Source organism: Micromonospora sp. HM134, assembly GCF_007833915.1.
Classification (GTDB): Bacteria; Actinomycetota; Actinomycetes; order Mycobacteriales; family Micromonosporaceae; genus Micromonospora; species Micromonospora wenchangensis.
Map to the genome: position 1 here is coordinate 949,252 of NZ_CP041061.1, position 16,012 is coordinate 965,263.

General features: G+C 73.5%; 14 protein-coding genes. 7 read left to right on the forward strand and 7 right to left on the reverse strand.

Translation table 11 applies throughout. From position 1 onward, the window contains the following. Positions 1–11: 11 nt before the first annotated feature. Both FJK98_RS04635 and FJK98_RS04640 read left to right on the forward strand, forming a co-directional pair. Positions 12–758 carry a DUF4245 domain-containing protein gene (locus FJK98_RS04635; protein WP_145917920.1) on the forward strand — a complete coding sequence of 249 codons (747 nt, stop codon included), beginning with the start codon at positions 12–14 and terminating at the stop codon, positions 756–758. 184 nt (positions 759–942) lie between these two features. Then, the gene (locus tag FJK98_RS04640; protein ID WP_145917921.1) at positions 943–1,788 is read left to right on the forward strand and encodes a hypothetical protein; all 846 of its coding nucleotides are present in this window, start codon (positions 943–945) and stop codon (positions 1,786–1,788) included. Between the two features lie 86 nt (positions 1,789–1,874). Here FJK98_RS04640 and FJK98_RS04645 read toward each other — a convergent pair whose 3' ends face one another. From FJK98_RS04645 to FJK98_RS04655, 3 genes are read right to left on the reverse strand one after another with little or no spacing between them, the layout of a single operon-like run. Further along, the gene (locus tag FJK98_RS04645; protein WP_145917922.1) at positions 1,875–2,789 is read right to left on the reverse strand and encodes a PLP-dependent cysteine synthase family protein; all 915 of its coding nucleotides are present in this window, start codon (positions 2,787–2,789) and stop codon (positions 1,875–1,877) included. 1 nt (position 2,790) lies between these two features. Then, on the reverse strand, positions 2,791–4,194 hold the full coding sequence (locus tag FJK98_RS04650; protein WP_145917923.1) for an EamA family transporter: 1,404 nt from the start codon (positions 4,192–4,194) through the stop codon (positions 2,791–2,793). A gap of 12 nt (positions 4,195–4,206) precedes the next feature. Further along, a complete protein-coding gene (locus tag FJK98_RS04655) occupies positions 4,207–5,256 on the reverse strand; it encodes a serine O-acetyltransferase (RefSeq protein ID WP_145917924.1) in 1,050 nt (349 codons plus the stop codon). A gap of 231 nt (positions 5,257–5,487) precedes the next feature. Here FJK98_RS04655 and FJK98_RS04660 point away from each other — a divergent pair, with 231 nt between their 5' ends. Both FJK98_RS04660 and FJK98_RS04665 read left to right on the forward strand, forming a co-directional pair. Next, positions 5,488–6,906: a PLP-dependent aminotransferase family protein gene (locus FJK98_RS04660; RefSeq protein ID WP_145917925.1), complete on the forward strand. Its 1,419-nt coding sequence runs from the start codon at positions 5,488–5,490 to the stop codon at positions 6,904–6,906. Positions 6,907–6,945: 39 nt separating this feature from the next. After that, positions 6,946–7,683: an alanyl-tRNA editing protein gene (locus FJK98_RS04665; RefSeq protein WP_145917926.1), complete on the forward strand. Its 738-nt coding sequence runs from the start codon at positions 6,946–6,948 to the stop codon at positions 7,681–7,683. Positions 7,684–7,690: 7 nt separating this feature from the next. Here FJK98_RS04665 and FJK98_RS04670 read toward each other — a convergent pair whose 3' ends face one another. Then, entirely contained in the window at positions 7,691–7,903 is a 213-nt protein-coding gene (locus FJK98_RS04670; RefSeq protein ID WP_145917927.1) for an exodeoxyribonuclease VII small subunit, read from the reverse strand. Between the two features lie 10 nt (positions 7,904–7,913). Beyond that, on the reverse strand, positions 7,914–9,128 hold the full coding sequence (xseA, locus tag FJK98_RS04675) for an exodeoxyribonuclease VII large subunit (RefSeq protein WP_145917928.1): 1,215 nt from the start codon (positions 9,126–9,128) through the stop codon (positions 7,914–7,916). Between the two features lie 133 nt (positions 9,129–9,261). Between xseA and FJK98_RS04680 the strand changes: the two genes are divergently transcribed. Together FJK98_RS04680 and FJK98_RS04685 are read left to right on the forward strand one after the other, a co-directional pair. Further along, complete coding sequence (locus FJK98_RS04680) at positions 9,262–10,245, forward strand: 4-hydroxy-3-methylbut-2-enyl diphosphate reductase (protein ID WP_145917929.1); 984 nt, start codon at positions 9,262–9,264, stop codon at positions 10,243–10,245. A 172-nt stretch (positions 10,246–10,417) separates the two neighbouring features. After that, entirely contained in the window at positions 10,418–10,882 is a 465-nt protein-coding gene (locus FJK98_RS04685; RefSeq protein WP_145917930.1) for a hypothetical protein, read from the forward strand. Positions 10,883–10,991: 109 nt separating this feature from the next. On the opposite strand, the gene FJK98_RS04690 is transcribed toward FJK98_RS04685, so the two are convergent. Continuing rightward, the gene (locus FJK98_RS04690) at positions 10,992–12,143 is read right to left on the reverse strand and encodes a DNA recombination protein RmuC (protein ID WP_145917931.1); all 1,152 of its coding nucleotides are present in this window, start codon (positions 12,141–12,143) and stop codon (positions 10,992–10,994) included. A 53-nt stretch (positions 12,144–12,196) separates the two neighbouring features. Between FJK98_RS04690 and FJK98_RS04695 the strand changes: the two genes are divergently transcribed. Then, complete coding sequence (locus FJK98_RS04695) at positions 12,197–12,991, forward strand: hypothetical protein (RefSeq protein WP_145917932.1); 795 nt, start codon at positions 12,197–12,199, stop codon at positions 12,989–12,991. A 142-nt stretch (positions 12,992–13,133) separates the two neighbouring features. On the opposite strand, the gene ppc is transcribed toward FJK98_RS04695, so the two are convergent. Beyond that, entirely contained in the window at positions 13,134–15,920 is a 2,787-nt protein-coding gene (gene ppc, locus FJK98_RS04700; protein WP_145917933.1) for a phosphoenolpyruvate carboxylase, read from the reverse strand. Between the last annotated feature and the right edge of the window lie 92 nt (positions 15,921–16,012).

Below are 16,012 nucleotides of genomic sequence, written 5' to 3' on the forward strand. Positions count from 1 at the left end.
AGAATGGGCCGGTGGAAGCCGCACAGCCTGCCGACCGCGTACCCGCCGACCCGACCCCGCCGGACGGCCGGCCCCCGGTGCCCCCGGCCGCCGACGACGCACCCACCGGGTCCGCGCCCGGCGCGGGTGCCACGGCCGGCGGGGACCCGGAGCCGGCGCTCGTCGCCGGGGACCCCGGGCCGGCGCCGGCCGCCGGGGACGGGTCGCCGGGCCGGGCCGCGACGGCGCGTCCCGGACGCCCGGAGCGGCCCCGCTCCGAGCGTTCGCCCAAGGACATGGCCCTGTCGCTGCTGGTGCTGCTGGTGCCGATCGCCCTGCTGCTCGCCTTCTACCGGGGCTTCCTCGGCGGCGAGCAGCCCACCACGGTCGACGCCGCCCCCGCCTACGAGCAGGCCCGCGCCGCGAACGTCTTCCCCGTCGCCGAGCCGTCCGGGCTCGGCGACGGCTGGCGTACGGTCAGCGCCAGCTTCCGTACCGTCGACGACGGTGCGAACCTGCGGGTGGGGTATCTCACCCCGGAGGGGCGGGGCGCCCAGTTGGTGCAGAGCAACGTGCCGCCGGAGCGGCTGATCCCCGCCGAGCTGACCGCCGAGGGGCAGCCGCAGGGGCCGGCCGACCTGGGCGGGGCGAACTGGCAGCGGTACACCGGGCGGGGCAACGAGCAGGCCCTGGTGCTCCTCGAACCGGACCGTACGGTGATCGTGGTGGGGGACGCCCGCGACAACGAGCTGCGTGAGCTGGCCGGCGCGCTGCGCTGACCGGCGGCGGCACGGTGACCCGTGCCGGGGGGATTGCGGAAGGCGACGTCCGGGAACAGAAGGGACACGACCCCGGGCCGGCCCGACCGGGCGGGGACCGTGCGCCGCGCGGGAAGTGTCACGCCCGCGACGGCACGCCCCCGGTGCCCGCCGGGGGTCGGACGACCCGACTGGAGAACCTGACGTGACCATTCGACGTTTCAGTACGGCGGTCTTCGCCGCAGCGCTGCTCACCCCCGGCCTGGCCGCCTGCAACAACTCCGGCACCGGCGAGGCGGGGACCTCCGCGTCCCCGTCGGTCTCCGGCAGCGTCGCCCCGGGCAGCGCCTCGCCCGGCACCTCCGAGGCCAAGCAGGCCCTGCTGAACTCCACCAACGAGATCCGCAACGGCAACTTCCGGTTCACCATGAGCGGGGTGGGGTCGACCGCCGAGGGGCAGGTGCACCAGCCCAGCCAGAGCGCCCAGATGAAGCTGAGCATCGGTGACGCGTCGTCGGACCTGATGATGAACCTGGATCTGATCCACGCCAAGCCGGACAGCTGGGTCAAGCTCGACCTGGGCGGCAAGTCCGCCAGCAGCATCCCGGGTGCGCAGAAGCTCAACCTCGGCAAGTACCAGCACCTCGACCAGACCCGGATCAAGGGCAACAAGTCGCTCGGGTTCGACTTCGAGAAGCTCGACCCGGCCGGCAGCGCCGTGCTGACCCAGGGCATCACCGAGGTCCGGCAGACCGGCGAGGGCAGCTACGCCGGCACCCTGGACGTGTCGAAGGCCGCCGAGGCCGGTTCCGTCGACCAGACGCTGATCAGCGCCCTGGGCGCGCAGGCGCAGTCGGTGCCGTTCACCGCGAAGCTCGACCCGCAGGGCCGGCTCAGCGAGCTGGTGCTCCAGATCCCGGCCGCCGGCCAGAGCGCCGCGCAGGACATCAAGATCACCTACTCGGACTACGGCAGCGCCACCGCCGCCCAGAAGCCCGCCGCCGACCAGGTGGTCGAGGCACCGCAGGAGTTCTACAACCTGTTCAGCTGAGCCGGCGCACCGACGGCGGGGCGGCCCCGGGGCCGCCCCGCCGTCGTCGTGTCCGCCCCGCGCCGCGCGCTGCGGTCAGCCCCGGCTCAGAGCAGTTCCAGGTAGTCGTTGACCCGGTCGTAGGCCACCGTCAGCAGGGTCAGCGGCTCGTCCGAGGCGGCCAGCAGCCGGCGGCACGCGGCGATGTTCGCGCCGGTCGACGGCCCCGCGCCGATGCCCTCGGACTCCATCAGCCGGCGCATCCCGTCGATCGCGTCCGCCTCGCTCACCGTGACCATCTCGTCGATGATCCCGGTGTTGAGCACCGGCGGGATCATGCCGATGGACAGCCCCTGGATGCGGTGCGGGACGAACACGTCGGCGAACATGTCGCACCCCTCCGGCTGCACGCCGAGGATGCGCAGCCCGCCCTGGTGCTGCCGGAGCACCTCGCCGATGCCGGTCAGGTGACCGCCGGTGCCGATGCCGGCCACGTAGCAGTCCACCCGGGTGCCGTCCAGGTCCGCGATGATCTCGCGGACGGTGGTCAGCCGGTGGATCTCCGGGTTGGCCGGGTTGGCCGCCTGGTTGAGCATCACGTACTCGGGGTGCTCGAACTGGATCTCGGTGGCCAGCTCACCGTGCGAGTTGTTGCCCCGGGTGCTGTCCGAGAGCCGGACCTCCACCCCGAAACTGGCCAGCAGGCGACGCTTCGACTCGCTGTAGTTGTCCGGGATGACCAGCACCACCCGGTAGCCGAGCACGGCGGCGGCGATCGCGATCCCCATCCCGGTGTTGCCGCCGGTGGGCTCCAGGATGGTCTGCCCGGAGCCCGGCTTGAGCAGGCCCTCCCGCTCCGCCGCCCGGATCATGTTCAACGCGATGCGCATCTTGTGGCTGCCGCCCGGGTTGTTCAGCTCCAGCTTGAGCAGGATCTCCCCGGGCAGGTCGGCGGTGAGCCGGCTGAGCCGCACCAGCGGGGTGCCCCCCACGGTGTCCAGGATCGAGTCACGGATGCCCATCTCAGCCGACCTCCGCCGTACGCCGGTCCGGGCCGGGTAGGAAACGCAGCTCGGTGTACTCGCCGTCGACGCACCGGAACAACCGGGCCTCCCGGACTCCGGTGTCGTCGATGCCGACCACCAACTGCTCCAGCGTCGGATAGAGCGGCACCCCGTCGACCAGGGCGTTGCGCCGGTCCTCGTCGCTGAAGTAGGCCCGCCCGTTGGGGTGCGAGTGGTAGAGCACCACCACCGGATCGTCCACGTCGAGGTTGTCCTCCAGGTACATCAGATCGGCCGGGGCCAGCACGTAGCCGGTGGTGGCGGTGCGCGGGAACCGGACCGGGTCCTGGCGGTGCATCTCGTCGGCCGTGTTGCGGGCCGCGTGCACCCGCCCGCTGGCGTGCACGAAACCGCACGCCTCGCCGGGGTAGGCGACCCGGGCGTGCTCGTAGATCGTGTCGAGGGTGGACCCGTCGAGCGTCGCCCCGTCGTCCGGGGTCACCGGCGCGGGCGTCGCCGCCGACCCGCCCCCGGTGGCCTTCTTGGTCAGCCCGAACGCGGCCAGCATCACCACCGCGAGGACCACCGCCAGGGCCGGCAGCGTGGCGTTCTCCAGCAGCGCCGACCCGAACAGCGCCACCACCGGGAAGAGCACGAAGACGTACGACACCAGGACCGCGTCGACGTGCTGGAGCAGGTAGAAGTAGGCGGCGAAGCCGATCACCGAGCCGACCAGGCCGAGGTAGAGCACGCCGGTCAGCGATCGGCCGGAGATCGCGCCCAGGTCGGGCCGCTCGACGAACGCCCCGAGCACCACCAGCCCCACCGCGCCGAGCCCGATCGGCAGGGTCTCCTGGGTGAGCACGTGCACCGTGCCGCCGTAGCGGGCCATCACCGCGTACGTCAGGGCGTGCATGACCGCGGCGAGCAGCACGGCGGCCGGGGCGAGCACGCCCCGGGCGCTGATCCCGGCGGTCAGCTGGACGATGCCGACCAGGCAGCCGAGCCCGACCACGACGCCGGCCCACTGCGTCCAGCTCACCGAGATCCGCGAGATCAGCACCGAGAAGAGCAGCAGGAAGACCACGACCGACGAGAAGATCAACGCCGCCAGGCCGGAGCTGATGTGCTGCTCGCCGTAGTTGATCAGCGCGTACGGGACGGCGATGTAGACCACCGCGATGAACGGCACCACCCAGCGCCGGCCCGGCGGCGGCAGCAGCGACACCCCCGGCGCGGCGAGGCAGACGGCGAGCAGGAACGGGAAGGCCACCAGGAAGCGCAACCCGGCCGCGGTGATCGGCGGCAGCGTCTCCACACTCATCTTCATGCCGTACCAGGTGGTGCCCCAGATCAGGCACACCAGCAGGTAGAGCAGCCCGAGCTGCCAGCGGCCGGCGCGGGCGCCGGTGTGGTTCGTCATGTCATCTCCTGGTCACGCGAAGCCGAACTCGTCGAGCGCCCGCCAGAGTTGCTGGAGGTTGTAGAGGACCGTCTCGTTCCCGCAGGTGTCGATGATCCGGAGCCGCTCGTCGGTGCCGGGGCGGTTCACCGCGCACCGGACCCGCCGGTCGTCGCGCTCCAGGACCACCACCGGACGGTGCTGGCCGGTGCTGGTCACCAGGTCGACCTCGATCGAGGCGAGGCCGGTGCCGTGCACCTCGACCACACCCTCGCAGACCGGCACGACGCCGAAGACCCGGACGTTGCACTCGCCGGAGGTGCCCTGGTACTGGTTGAGCAGCCGGACCCGGCGGTGGCTCGGCACGTCGGTGGTGACGATGATCCCGGGGCCGATCAGCACGTCGTCGCCGACCGTCACCGCGCCGAGGATGCGGGCGAACGCGCCGACCTCGACCCGGTCGCCGAGCCGGGGGTGCCGCCGGCCGCTGGGGTTGTCGGCGATGCCCCGCGCGCCGAGCACGACCCCCTGGAGGATGTACGCGTCGTCGCCGATCTCGGTGGTCTCGCCGATCACCGTGCCGAGCCCGTGGTCGATGATCAGTCGTCGCCCGATGCCGGCGGCCGGGTGGATCTCCACGCCGGTACGGACCTTCGCGGCCTCGGAGACCCGGCGGGCCACGGCGAGCCGGACGTCCCCGCCCAGCGGGGTGTCCCCGGCCCGGTGGACGGCGTGCGCCACCCGGTAGGCGAGGGTCGCCCGGTAGGCGACGTAACTGTCCCAGACGTACTGCCACGATCCGCCGGCGGCCGGGTCCCGGCGGGCCAGCGCGAGCAGGTCCTCCGTGGCGAGTTCGCAGATGGCGCGCAGCCGTTGCGGGGTCAGCAGCGCCTGGGTCACCGCCGGGGACGCCTCGGCCTCGACGAGGCGGACGACCTCCTGGCGCAGCAGCGGCCCGAGGGCATCGGTCGACGCGGGGTCGGCCGGCGGCGGTGTGCCGCCCGGGGGAGTGGCCGGTCCGGACGCGGCGCGGGGGGCCGGTACGCGCTGCCCCGTGCCGTTCGAGCCCGCGGCTGCGTGCAACGACGACTCCATGCGGCTCCCGCTCCCCGTTCTGCTTGGAACCGTCTCCTTCGGCGGCTCGAGTGAGGTGACACTCGGTGCGGCGTCACGCCTCGGAAGCGGACCTGGCCGCAGAGCGGGCAGGTGCGGTGCCAGATCGTAGTCACAGCCCCCCGCTAACGTGACGATGGAATATTGCTCAAGTCAGTGGCTGAGGGAAATAGCCAATCCTCAGTCCATTGGGGGGAGAGCATGAACGCGGAAGAGTTGGCCGCTCAGCTCGGTGCGTGGAAGGACGACCAGACCCGGCTCTACCGCGGGCTGGCCGAGCAGCTGCGGCTGCTGATCCGGCTCGGATCGCTGCCCCCGGGCAGTGAACTGCCCCCGGAACGCCGGCTCGCCGTGGCGCTGGCCGTCAGCCGGACGACCATCGCCCAGGCGTACAGCCTGCTCAAGGACGAGGGCTGGCTGGTCAGCCTCCAGGGCAGCGGGACCCGGGTGGCGCATGCCCAACCCGCCGTCGCGCCTCCCGCCGACTACGGCGCGGCGGCGAGCGGCTTCATCGCCGACGTCGTCCGCGACCGGGTGCGTACCGTCGACCTGACCGTCCCGTCGCCCCCGCCCGGCCCGTGGCTGATGACGGCGATGGCCCGGCTGCCCGCCCTGGCCGCCGCCGCGCTGCCCGGCCGGGTGTACGAACCGGCCGGCTACCCCGCGCTGCGGGACCGGATCGCCGGCAAGCTGACCGCCGACGGCCGGGTGACCGCCGCCGAGGAGGTGATCGTCACCAACGGCGCGACCCAGGCGCTGTCCCTGCTGGCGGGGGTGCTGACCCGGCGGGGCGACACCGTGCTGGTCGAGGAGCTGACCTGCCCGACGGTGCTGGCATCGCTGCGGACCGCCGGGTTGCGGCTGGTCGTCGTGCCGATCGAGCGGGAGGGCGCCGACCCGCAGGCGGTCGAGGCGGCCGTCCGCCGGTACGAACCCTCCTTCATCTACGTCATCCCGACATACCACAACCCGACCGGGTGGACGATGACCGAGCGTCGGCGCGCGGCGCTGGCCTCCATCGCCCGCCGGTACGGGGTGCCGCTGGTGGAGGACCTCACCCTCGCCGACACCCGGATCGACGGCCCGCTCCCGCCGCCGCCGATCGGCGCGTACGCCCCCGGCGCGCAGATCTACACGGTCGGCAGCCTCAGCAAGGTCTGCTGGCCGGGGCTGCGGATCGGCTGGCTGATCGGCCCCCGCCGCGAGCTGCAACGGATCGTGCACCTGCGGGCCATGTACGACCTGGGCTGCCCGCTGCCCACCCAACTGCTCGCCGTCGAACTCCTCGACGACCTGCCGCAGATCCGCCTCGAACGGCAGCGGGAACTGCTCGGCCGCCGCGACGCCCTGCTCGCCGCCCTCGCCGAACACCTGCCGCAGTGGCGGCACGAGTCACCCCACGGCGGGCTCAGCGTCTGGTGCGCCACCCCCCGGCCGCTGCAACAGCTCAACCACGTCGCCCAGCACCACGGCATGCAGTTGATGCTCGGTTCGCACTTCGCCGTGGGGGCACGCTCCTACCTGGACCACGTCCGCCTGCCCTTCACCCTCGACGAGGCGGAGCTGGTCGAGGTGGTCAAGCGGCTGGCCGGCTACTGGGCCGAGGCCGGGCGTGGCTAGTCTCACCGTGCGCGACGATCGGTAGTACGCTGCGCCCCCATGGGCATCTCCCACCACGGACGCACCGAGCGTCTCGACCTCGCCGACCCGTCCCTGCGCGAGTGGACCAGCCGAGTGGTGCACGTCGATCCCGAACGTGGCATCGTGCTGGACCGCTCCGCCTTCTACCCCGGTGGCGGCGGCCAGCCGCCGGACCACGGCGTGCTGCTGTGGCAGGGGGTGCAGACCCGGATCGTCGGCACCCACAAGGGTGACGACCTCTACCTGATCCCCGCCGAGGGCGACCCGGTGCCGCCGGTCGGCGCCGAGGTCCAGGGCGCGATCGAGGACGAGCGTCGGTTCACCCTGATGCGCACCCACTCCGGGCTGCACGTGCTCTGCGGCGTGGTGTTCCGCGACTTCGGCGCGCTGGTGACCGGCGGCAACATGGAGCCGGGCGAGGCCCGGATGGACTTCAACCTGCCGCAGCCCCCCGAGGGCTTCAAGGGCCTGCTCGAAGAGGCGGTCAACAAGGAACTCGCCACCGACCGGCGGGTCTCCGTGCGGGTGCTGCCCCGCGACGAGGCGCTGGCCATCCCCGACATCGTCCGCACCCAGACCAACCTCATCCCGCCGGACGAGCAGGAGGTCCGGATCGTCGACATCGAGGGTCTCGACGTGCAGGCCGACGGCGGCACCCACGTCGCGTCCATCGGGCAGGTCGGGCGGATCCAGGTGGTCAAGGTGGAGAGCAAGGGCAAGCAGAACCGCCGGGTCCGCATCCGCCTGGTCAGCTGACCCCGGGTCAGGCCTCGGCGGCCGGTCGGGCGGCGTCGATCCGGGCGCGGGCACCGTCGAGGGAGCGTTGGCAGGCGGCGGCGAGCCGCTCGCCGCGCTCCCACAGCGCCAGCGACTCCTCCAGCGACGTGCCGCCGGCCTCCAACCGCTCCACCACCTGGGCCAGCTCGGCCCGGGCCTGCTCGTAGCTGAGCTGCTCGTCGGGTTTCCGATCGCTCATCTCGTCCTCCTCATCGCTCGACGGTCGCGGTCAGCTCGCCCTCGGCGAGGCGTATCCGCAGCGGGTCGCCGCCGGCCACCTCGCCGGCCGCCCGGACCACGTGCCCGTCGGCCCGCTGCACGATGGCGTAGCCCCGGTCGAGGGTGGCGGCGGGGGAGAGCGCCCGCAGCCGGGCCAGGGTGTGCCGCAGGTCGGCGGTGGCCGCGTCGAGCCGGTGGTCGAGGCTGCGGCCGGCCCGGTCCCGCAACGCGGACACCTCGGCCGCCCGCTGCTCGACCATCACCTGCGGCCGGGCCAGCACAGGCCGGGACCGCAGCAGGGTCAGCCGGTGCGACTCCCGGTCGACCAGGTTGCGGACCGCCCGCTCCAGCCGGGAACGGGCCTGGCCGATCAGCCGCACCTCGTCGGCCAGGTCGGGCACGACCCGCTTGGCGGCGTCCGTCGGGGTGGAGGCGCGGACGTCGGCCACGTAGTCGACCAGCGGGGCGTCCGTCTCGTGGCCGATCGCGCTCACCACCGGGGTACGGCAGGCGAAGACCGCCCGGCACAGCGCCTCGTCGGAGAAGGGCAGCAGATCCTCGATGCCGCCGCCGCCCCGGGCCAGGATGATCACGTCGATGCTCTCGTCGGCGTCGAGGACCCGCAGCGCGTCGACGATCTGCGACACCGCGCCCGGCCCCTGCACGGCCACGTTGACCGTGCGGAACTCCACCGCCGGCCAGCGCCGCCGGGCATTGGTCAGCACGTCCCGCTCGGCGGCGGACGCCCGACCGGTGATCAGACCGATCCGCTGCGGCAGGAACGGCGGCCGGCGCTTGCGGGCCCGGTCGAACAGCCCCTCGGCGGCGAGCAGCTTCTTGAGCTTCTCCAGCCGGGCCAGCAACTCACCCAGCCCCACCTGGCGGATCTCGTCGGCGCGCAGGCTCAGCGTGCCCCGCGCGGCATAGAACTCCGGCTTGGCGTGCAGCACCACCCGGGCACCCTCGCGCAGCTCCGGCGCGCCCGAGTCGAGGACGTCCCGGTTGGTGGTGACGGTGAGGCTGAGGTCGGCCGACGGGTCGCGCAGGGTGAGGAAGACCGTGCCCGCCCCGGGGCGGCGGCTGATCTGCGCCACCTGCCCGTCGACCCAGACCCAGCCGAGCTTGGCGATCCAGGCGCCGACCTTCTGGCTGACCACCCGGACCGGCCAGGGTTCCTCGGGGGTGCTGCGGGGGGCGTCGGTCACCCGCCCACCCTACGGTCCACCTCCGACGACCCGGGGCAGCCCCGACCGCCCGTGCCGCGCGTCCCGGCGTACCCCCGCTGTGGTACGGGTCGCAGCTCCTGCCGGTGGAGATGCCGGCACGTACGATGGGCGGGTGACCGAGGCTGAGGCGACCCCCAAGACCGGCAAGCGCGTGCTCCTGGCCAAGCCCCGCGGCTACTGCGCCGGGGTGGACCGGGCGGTGCAGACCGTCGAGGAGGCGCTGAAGCTCTACGGCGCGCCGATCTACGTCCGCAAGCAGATCGTGCACAACAAGCACGTGGTGCAGACCCTGGAGGCGCGGGGCGCGATCTTCGTGGAGGAGAACGAGGAGGTGCCCGAGGGCGCCACCGTCATCTTCTCCGCGCACGGCGTCGCCCCCGAGGTGTACGAGCAGGCCAGGGCCCGGTCGCTGCGGGCGATCGACGCGACCTGCCCGCTGGTGACCAAGGTGCACCAGGAGGCCAAGCGGTTCGCCGCCGAGGACTACGACATCCTGCTGATCGGTCACGAGGGGCACGAGGAGGTCATCGGCACCGCCGGGGAGGCCCCCGCCCACATCCAGCTCGTCGACGGCCCCGACGACGTCGACCGGATCACCGTGCGCGACCCGAACAAGGTCGTCTGGCTCTCCCAGACCACGCTGTCGGTGGACGAGACGCTGGAGACGGTGGCCCGGCTCAAGACCCGGCTGCCGCTGCTCCAGTCGCCGCCCAGCGACGACATCTGCTACGCCACCTCCAACCGGCAGCACGTGGTCAAGGAGATCGCCCCCGACTGCGACGTGGTGATCGTGGTCGGCTCGCGCAACTCGTCCAACTCGGTACGCCTGGTCGAGGTGGCCGTGGACGCCGGGGCCCGCGCCGGGCACCTGGTCGACTTCGCCCACGAGATCGACGACGCCTGGCTGGCCGACGCCCGGACGGTGGGGCTGACCTCCGGCGCGAGCGTGCCCGACGAACTGGTCCACGAGGTGCTGGCCCACCTGGCCGCGCGGGGCTTCACCGACGTCGACGAGGTGGTCACCGCCAACGAGCGGCTGACCTTCTCGCTGCCGCAGGAACTCAAGCGCGACATGAAGGCCGCCGCCCGCGGCTGACCTGGACCGGGGCGGGCGGGGATCGTCCTCGTCGCGCTGACCCGGCACGGGGCGGTGCGCCGACCGGGGCCGGCGTCGGCGTGTCCGTCGGTGGCCTGCCGGCACCGGTGTCCGTCGGCGGCGGGTTCCCGACGGACGGAACGGATCACGGGTGGGGCGCGTCCCAGTGGGTATGAGAACTCCTCGGATGGCGGTCGTCGTGCTGCTGGCCGCCGGTGTGGCGCTCGCCGGCTGTGGTGACGGTGCCGACGTCACCGGCCCGCCGGCCACGCCGACCGGTTCCCCGACCCCCACGGCCACCCCGTCGGACACCGTCACCCCGTCGGACACCGTGCCGCCGGCATCGGTGGCCCCGTCCGCACCACCGGCCGGGTCGGTGCCGCCCGGCGGGGTGAAGCCGCCGCCCGGCGGCCCGCGGCTGCCGCCCGGTCCGGGCGCGACGGAGCTGACCGGCACCGTCGAGGCGGGGGTCGAGCCGGGGTGCCTGCTGCTCGACGGTCACCAGTTGGTCGGCGGCCCCACCGACGTGCTCGTGAAGGGAGCCCGGGTCACCGTCACCGGCCGGGCCCAACCCGACCTGATGAGCACCTGCCAGCAGGGCGTCCCGTTCCTGGTGGAATCCGCCCGCCGCTCCTGACCCGCCCGCCCACGCCCGTCCGGACGCCGCGATGTCACCGGAAGGGCGGTATCCGGTCGCTCCGATACCGCTACACCGGCGACAGTGCGCCCGCCCGGGGCGGCCCGCGTCAGGGGCGGTCGTCGGTGGGGAGGAGTTCGGGGGCCTGGGGTTGTCGGGGGGCCAGCTCCACCTGGGCCGGGACGGTCAGCTCCTGGTCGGAGACGCCCAGCTCGGCCAGCTTGCGCGCGCTGACCAGGACCCGGGCCTCCAGCGACCCGACCGCCCGGTTGTACGCCGTCACCGCGCCACCGAGCGAGCTGCCGAGCTTGCCGACGTGGTCGCCCAGGGTGGACAGTCGGCCGTACAGCTCGCGGGCGAGCGCGTGCACCGCCACCGCGTTGCGGGCCAACGCCTCCTGCCGCCACGAGTACGCCACCGTCCGCAGCAGCGCGACCAGGGTCGCCGGGGTGGCCAGCACCACGTTGCGGGCGAACGCGTGCTCCAGCAGCGTCGGGTCACGCTGCAACGCCACGTCCAGGAACGGGTCGGCCGGCACGAACAGCACCACGAACTCCGGGCTGTCGTCGAACGCGGCCCAGTAGGTCTTCGCGGCCAGCGCGTCGACGTGCCCGCGCAGGTGCTTCGCGTGCCGGTCGAGGTGGGTGTCCCGGCCGCGTTCGTCGCGTGCCTCCATCGCCGTCAGGTAGGCGTCGAACGGCGCCTTGGCGTCCACCACCACCGTCCGCCCGCCGTGCAGCCGGACCACCAGGTCGGGGCGGACCCCCTGGTGGTCGGTGGCGGCGGTGACCTGCTCACTGAAGTCGCAGTGCTCCAGCATGCCGGCCGCCTCGACGATCCGGCGGAGCTGGTGCTCGCCCCAGCGTCCGCGCACCTGCGGGGCGCGCAGCGCGGCGACCAGCTGCTTGGTCTCGGTGCGCAGCTCACCGGAGACGGCCCCCATCGAACGGACCTGTTCGCGCAGCTCGGCGTAGGCGTCGACGCGGTCGCGTTCCAGCTCGCCGACCCGTTGCTCGTAGCGGCGCAGGGTGTCGTGCAGCGGGGCCACCGCGCGGGCCACCGCCTCCTGGGACTGGGCGGTGGCCTCGTAGCTCAGCGCCCGCATCGACTGTTCGAGCCGGCCCTCGCCCTCCCGGGTGGCGGCGAGGGTGGCCTCCAGCCGGGCGATCTCGGTGGCCGACCGGGAGCGGGCGGCGTACCAGCCGACCGCCCCGCCGGCGGCGAGGCAGACCACCACCACGGCCAGCGTCGAGAAGTCCATCACCAGAGCTTGCCAAACAGGTACGACTCGACGCCCCCGGGTACGTTCGGAGAATGGAATTTCTGCTCGTGCTCATCCTGGTCGCCATGCTGGCCGGTGGTTTCGTCTGGTGGCGGCGGGAGAAGGCGGCCCGGGAGGCGCGCAGCCTCGCCGACGTACGCGCCGACGCCCAACGCTGGTACGAACGCCTCGGCGGCCAGGTGATGAACCTGCACGGCGACGACCCGGCGGTACGCCAGGCGCTGGTCGACGCGGGTGAGCGGTACAACGCGGCGGGCAGCCAGTTGGAGCAGGCCCGTACGGTGCACCAGTTCCGGCTGGCCCGGGAGACCGCGTTGGAGGGGCTCGCCTACGCACGGGCGGCCCGGGTGGCGCTCGGCCTGGACCCGGGCCCGGAGCTGCCCCCGCTGGCCGCCGCGCAGGGGGCCGGGGAGATCACCCGGGAGCGCCAGGTGGACGTGCAGGGGCAGACGTTCAGGGCCGGCCCGCAGCCCGGCCGGGACACCCCGTACTACTACCCGGGCGGGCGTTACCAGGGCCGGCCGGTGCCGGCCGGCTGGTACTCGACGCCGTGGTGGAAGACCGCGTTGGGGGCGGGCGTCGGGGTGGTGGGCGGGATGCTGATCGCCGACGCGCTCTTCTCGCCGGCCTTCGCCGACCCGGGGTACGACGCCGGCTACCAGGAGGGCTTCGGCGACGGTGCGGACTTCGGCGGCGACTTCGGCACCGCCGGGGATGCCGGCGGCGACTTCGGCACCGCCGGTGACTTCGGCGGCGGTGACTTCGGTGGCGGTGGGTTCGGCGGGGGCGACTTCGGTGGTGGGGACTTCGGGGGCGGCGACTTCTGAGCCGACGCCGTCGGTCGGTGGGCGGCCCGCCCCGCAGGCGCGGCCGCCGTCCCGGCCGGTACCGCCACGAAGGCCCCTGCCACGAAGGCCCGCCGCAACGGCCCCTGCCACCGCCTGTGGCGGCGGCAGGGGCGGGCGTCCGTCAGCCGGTGTTGCGCATCCCGGCGGCGATGCCGTTGACCGTGGTGAGCAGGGCGCGTTCCAGCGCCGTACCGTCGCTGGGGGCGCGTCGGCCGCCCGGCGCGGTGACCACCGCCCGGCCGGCGGCGCCGGAGTCCCGGTACTGCCGCAGCAGCGCCACCTGGAGGTGGTGCAGCGGCTCCAGGTAGGTGTCGCGCACCGCCAGGGTGCGCTGGAGCACCGGCGAGTTCTCCAGCAGGGCCGGCGACGAGGTGACCGCCAGCACCTCCTGCTTGGTCAGCTCGTACTCCTGCTCGATCTTGTCGAAGATCGGGTGCAGTTCCTCGGGGACCAGCGTCTCCACGTACCGGCGGGCGATGCTGAGGTCGGTCTTGGTCAGCATCATCTCCACGTTCGACAGGAACGTGCGGAAGAAGTGCCAGTTGCGGTGCATCTCGGCCAGCACGTCCTCCAGGCCGGCCGCGCGGGCGGCGGCGAGGCCGGAGCCGACCCCGAACCAGCCGGGCACGATCTGCCGGGTCTGCGTCCAGCCGAACACCCACGGGATGGCCCGCAGGCCGCCCAGGCCGGCCCCGGTGTTCGGCCGCTTCGCCGGCCGGGAGCCGATGTTCAGCGCGCCGAGCAGCTCGGTGGGCGTGGACGCCCAGAAGTACGCCGGCAGGTCCGGGTCCTCCACCAGGCCCCGGTACGACCGGAAGGCCGACTCGGAGACCACGTCCATCGCCGCGTCCCAGCGTTCCAACTGCTCGGCGGGCTGCCGGGGGGCGGTGTGCAGCAGCGTCGCCTGGAGCACCGCGGCCACGGTCAGCTCCAGGTTCTCCCGGGCCAGCGCCGGCAGGGTGTACTTGTCGGAGATGACCTCACCCTGCTCGGTCACCTTGATCGCGCCGTCCAGGGTGCCGTACGGCTGGGCCAGGATCGCCTCGTGGGTGGGGCCGCCGCCGCGCCCGACGGTGCCGCCCCGGCCGTGGAACAACCGCAGGTGTACGCCGTGCTGGGCGGCCACGTCCCGCAGCGCCCGCTGGGCCCGGTGGATGGACCACTGGCTGGTGGTGATGCCGGCCTCCTTGTTGGAGTCGGAGTAGCCCAGCATCACCTCCTGCACGTCGCCCCGGGCCGCGACCAGCGCCCGGTAGGCCGGCAGGGAGAGCAGTTCGTTGAGCATCTCGCCGCCGGCGTTCAGCTCGGCCGGGGTCTCCAGCAGCGGGACGAAGCCGATCCGGGCCCGCCCGGTGTGCACGTCGACCAGGCCGGCCTCCCGGGCCAGCACCACCGCCGCGAGCACGTCGTCCACGCCGAGGGTCATCGAGATGATGTACGACTCGATGACCTCGCCGCCGAACCGGTCCTGCGCCTCCCGGATGGTCCCGAACACGTCGAACGTCTTGCGCGCCCCCTCGGTCAGCGGGGTGTCCAGGGCGGACAGCGGCCGGCGGCCGGTCAGCTCGTCGGCGAGCAGCTTGGTGCGCTCCAGCCGGGTCAGCGACGGGTAGTCCGACACCTCGCCGACCGCCGCGTAGAGCTGGGTGAGCACCTCGTGGTGCTTCTCGGCGTGCTCCCGGACGTCCATGGTGGCCAGGTGCAGGCCGAACGCGGAGACGGTACGGATGGTCGAGGCGAGCCGGCCGACGGCGGTGAGCTGCCCGGAGTTGCGGGCCAGCGAGGCGCGTAGCAGCTCCAGGTCGGCGATCAGCTCGCCGGAGCCCTGGTAGTCCCGGCCCGGCACGTGCGGGGTGCCGGCGCGCAGCCGCTCCCGGGTGTTGGCCAGCTTCGCCTTCACGCAGCGGGCCTTGAGCCGGTAGGGCTCCTCGGCGTTGACCCGGCGGAACCGGGGGGCCACCTCGGGCAGCGCGTCCAGGTCGGCGGCGAGGCTGGCCGACAGGTCCAGCGACACGGCGCGCAACCGGCGGGAGACGGAGACCTCGTTGACCAGGTGTTCCATCGCCGCTTCGGTGGCGGTGATGCCGTGCTCGTGCTGGATGCGCAGCACCTCCCGGGTGACCACGGGGGTGACGAACGGGTTGCCGTCCCGGTCGCCGCCGATCCAGGTGCCGAAGGTCAGCGGGCGCGACGTCGGCGAGGTCTCCACGCCGAGGGTGCGCAGCGTGTCGGCCAGGTCGTCGAGCACCTGCGGGGCGGCCTCGGCGTACAGGTCGCGCAGGTAGTAGATGGCGTTGCGGGCCTCGTCGGTCGGGTCGGGCCGGTCGAGGCGCAGCTCGTCGGTCTGCCACATCAGGTCGAGCAGTTCGGCGAGGCGGCGGTTGGCCGGGCCCTCGTCGCTGGCGCCGTAGAGGATGGCGTTGGCGGTCTCGGCGTCCAGTTCGTCGGCGATGGCGCGCAGCTTGGACAGGATCGACCGGCGGGCCGCCTCGGTGGGGTGGGCGGTGAAGACGGGGCGTACCGCGAGGCGGCGGGCGGCGGCGGCGATCTCCTCGGCCGGCACCCCGCGCTCGGCGATCATCTTGGCCGCCTGGTCCAGCCAGCCGCCCTGGATCGCCCGGCGGCGGCGCAGGTCCCGGGCCCGGTGCACCTGCTCGGTGATGTTGGCCAGGTGGAAGTAGGTGGAGAAGGCGCGGGCCAGCTTGGTGCCGGTGGTCACGTCCAGCCCGCCGAGGCGCTGCGCGGCGGCCGGCGCGTCGGAGCGGACCTGGGCGCGGATCTCCTCGACCAGGTCGAGCAGGGGCCGACCCTCCTGCCGGGCCAGGGTCTGGCCGAGCAGGGTGCCGAGCCGACGGATGTCGGCCCGCAGGGCGGCGTCGGGCCCGTCGTGATCATGCTGGTCGGTCACCGTGCGCTCCTTACGTGAGTACGAAGGACAGCGCTGTCCGACTCCCTGGATGGTATCTGCGTGGCCCGGTCCGGGAGGAAGGGGTTCGGTGT

Coding starts and splice junctions, on each gene's coding strand:
- FJK98_RS04665 (WP_145917926.1), top strand. CDS start 6,946: ATGGGCATCTCCCACCACGGACGCACCGAGCGTCTCGACCTCGCCGAC.
- FJK98_RS04685 (WP_145917930.1), top strand. CDS start 10,418: ATGAGAACTCCTCGGATGGCGGTCGTCGTGCTGCTGGCCGCCGGTGTG.
- FJK98_RS04670 (WP_145917927.1), bottom strand. CDS start 7,903: ATGAGCGATCGGAAACCCGACGAGCAGCTCAGCTACGAGCAGGCCCGG.
- FJK98_RS04690 (WP_145917931.1), bottom strand. CDS start 12,143: ATGGACTTCTCGACGCTGGCCGTGGTGGTGGTCTGCCTCGCCGCCGGC.
- FJK98_RS04660 (WP_145917925.1), top strand. CDS start 5,488: ATGAACGCGGAAGAGTTGGCCGCTCAGCTCGGTGCGTGGAAGGACGAC.
- FJK98_RS04650 (WP_145917923.1), bottom strand. CDS start 4,194: ATGACGAACCACACCGGCGCCCGCGCCGGCCGCTGGCAGCTCGGGCTG.
- FJK98_RS04645 (WP_145917922.1), bottom strand. CDS start 2,789: ATGGGCATCCGTGACTCGATCCTGGACACCGTGGGGGGCACCCCGCTG.
- FJK98_RS04695 (WP_145917932.1), top strand. CDS start 12,197: ATGGAATTTCTGCTCGTGCTCATCCTGGTCGCCATGCTGGCCGGTGGT.